At 75.3% G+C, this 2,619-nt stretch carries 3 protein-coding genes; all 3 read left to right on the forward strand.

The features are described 5' to 3' along the window. Window positions 1-904 (forward strand): glycosyltransferase family 9 protein (locus tag ACYVE9_RS22265; protein WP_461029669.1); only part of this gene is annotated, 904 nt, incomplete at its 5' end. Continuing rightward, window positions 901-1,863, forward strand: a complete 963-nt coding sequence (locus ACYVE9_RS22270; protein WP_461029670.1) for a glycosyltransferase — start codon at window positions 901-903, stop codon at window positions 1,861-1,863. The genes ACYVE9_RS22265 and ACYVE9_RS22270, both read left to right, overlap by 4 nt. Beyond that, a partial coding sequence (locus ACYVE9_RS22275) for a glycosyltransferase (protein WP_461029671.1) occupies window positions 1,860-2,619 on the forward strand: 760 nt, incomplete at its 3' end. The genes ACYVE9_RS22270 and ACYVE9_RS22275, both read left to right, overlap by 4 nt.

The raw sequence follows: 2,619 nt of genomic DNA on the forward strand, positions 1-2,619 counted from the left end.
CCCGCGCGGCGTGGACGCGGCGCGGCTCCTGCCCGGCGTGGACGAGGTGCTGGTGTGGGACGCGCCGTGGGTGAGCGCCGAGCCCGGTCCGGTGGTCCGGGAGGACGTGGACCGGTGCGTGGACCTGATCGCCGCCGAGGGCTGCGACACGGCCCTGGTCCTGGCGTCGGCGCACCAGAGCCCGCTGCCGACGGCGCTGCTGCTGCGGATGGCCGGTGTCGGGCGGATCTGCGCGGACAGTGTGCAGTACCCCGGCTCGCTGCTGGATCTGCGGCACCGGCGCGACCCGGGCAGCCACGAGGTGGAGGCGGCCCTGGAACTGGCCGAGGCGGCCGGTTTCCCGCTGCCGGACGGGGACGACGGCCGGATGCGGGTGCACCGGCCGCCGGCGACCGCGCACCTGACCGGACCCGCGGGGTACGTGGTGGTGCATCCCGGCGCGAGCGTGCCGGCCCGGCGTCCCAGCACCGGGCGGATGGCGGCGATGACCGCCGCGCTGGTGGCCGAGGGCCACCGGGTGGCGGTGACCGGAGGCCCCGGAGAGCGGGACCTGACCGCCGAGGTGGCGGGCTCGAAGGCACTCGACCTCGGCGGCCGCACCGATCCGCGGGAGCTGGCCGGGGTGCTGGCGAACGCCTCGACGGTGGTGGTGGGCAACACCGGCCCGGCCCATCTGGCGGCGGCCGTGGGCACCCCGGTGGTGTCGCTGTTCGCCCCCGTGGTCCCCGCCGAGCGGTGGGGGCCCTTCGGTGTCCCGCACGTGCTGCTCGGCGACCAGGGGGCGCCGTGCGCCGGCAGCAGGGCCCGGCGGTGCCCGGTGCGGGGCCACCCGTGCCTGGACGAGGTGACGCCGGGGGACGTGGTCCGCGCGGTGGAGAAGCTCGGCAGGGAGGCGCACGCATGAGAATCCTGATCTGGCACGTGCACGGTTCCTGGACGACGGCGTTCGTCCAGGGTCCGCACACCTACCTGCTGCCGGTCACAGCCGAGCGCGGGCTCGACGGGCTCGGCCGGGCCGCCACCTGGGACTGGCCGGAGGCAGCCGTCGAGGTGACACCCGAGCAGCTTCGCGACGAGCACGTCGACCTGGTCGTGCTCCAGCGCCCGCACGAGGTGCAGCTCGCCGAGCGCTGGCTGGGGCGCCGTCCCGGACGGGACGTGCCGGCCGTCTACCTGGAGCACAACGCCCCGGACGGCCGGGTCCCCCACACCCGCCACCCGGCGGCCGGGCTGCCCGGGTGCACGCTGGTCCACGTCACGCACTTCAACCGGCTCTTCTGGGACGCGGGCGCCACACCCACGGCCGTCATCGAGCACGGCGTCCCCGACCCGGGCCCGCGGTGGACCGGTGAGCTGGAGCGGGCCGCGGTGGTCGTCAACGAGCCGATCAGGCGTGGCCGCACCACGGGCACCGACCTGCTGCCGCTCTTCGCCCGCGCCGCGCCACTGGACGTGTTCGGCATGCGTACCGACGGCCTGGCGGGGCACCTGGGGCTGCCGGAGGAACGCTGCCGCAGCCACGAGCTCACCCAGCACGCCCTGCACGCCGAGATGGCCAGACGACGCGTCTACGTGCACCCGGTGCGCTGGACGTCCCTGGGGCTGTCCCTGCTGGAGGCCATGCACCTGGCCATGCCGGTGGTCGCGCTGGACACCACCGAGGTCCGGGAGGCGGTGCCGCCCGGCGCCGGCGTCGTCTCCAACCGGCTCGACGTGCTGACGGACGCCGTCCACGACTTCCTGGCCGACCCGGCACTCGCCCGCGAGGTCGGCCAGGACGGCCGGACCGCGGCTCTGGCCCGGTACGGCATGCCCCGGTTCCTGGACGAGTGGGACCAGCTGATGAAGGAAGTGACCCGATGAAGATCGCCATGGTTTCGGAGCACGCGAGTCCGCTCGCCACGCTCGGTGGACCCGACGCCGGGGGACAGAACGTCTACGTCGCCCAGCTGTCGAGCGCTCTTGCCAGGCGCGGCCACACCGTCACCGTGCACACCCGGCGGGACACGGCCGACCAGCCCGAGCGGGTCCCCTTCGACGCCGGCGTCGACGTGAAGCACGTCCCGGTGGGCCCGGCCGAGCAGGTGCCGAAGGACACGCTGTACCCGTACATGCCGGCCTTCGGCAGCCACCTCGCCCGGCACTGGGCGGAGGACCCTCCCGACGTGGTGCACGCCCACTTCTGGATGTCCGGGATCGCCGCCCTCGCGGGGGCCCGGGCGCTGGGCATCCCGGTCGTGATGACCTACCACGCGCTGGGCACCGTGAAGCGGCGCCACCAGGGCGACGAGGACACCAGCCCGGCGCAGCGCGTCGACGAGGAGCGCCGCATCGGGCAGGAGTGCAGCCGCGTCCTGGCGACCTGCTCCGACGAGGTGTTCGAGCTGGCCGACATGGGGATTCCGCCGGAACGTTCCGGCATCGTGCCGTGCGGGGTGGACACCGCCCTGTTCGCGCCCCGCCCCGGCCACCACAAGGCGCCCGGCCGCCCCCGCATGCTCGCCGCCGGCCGCCTGGTCCCCCGCAAGGGCTTCGACGCGATGATCCGGGCGCTCGCCCAGCTGCCGGACGTGGAACTGCACCTCGCCGGCGGCCCCGACCGGTCCCTGCTCGCCGACG

It is taken from the genome of Streptomyces sparsus (assembly GCF_054776295.1).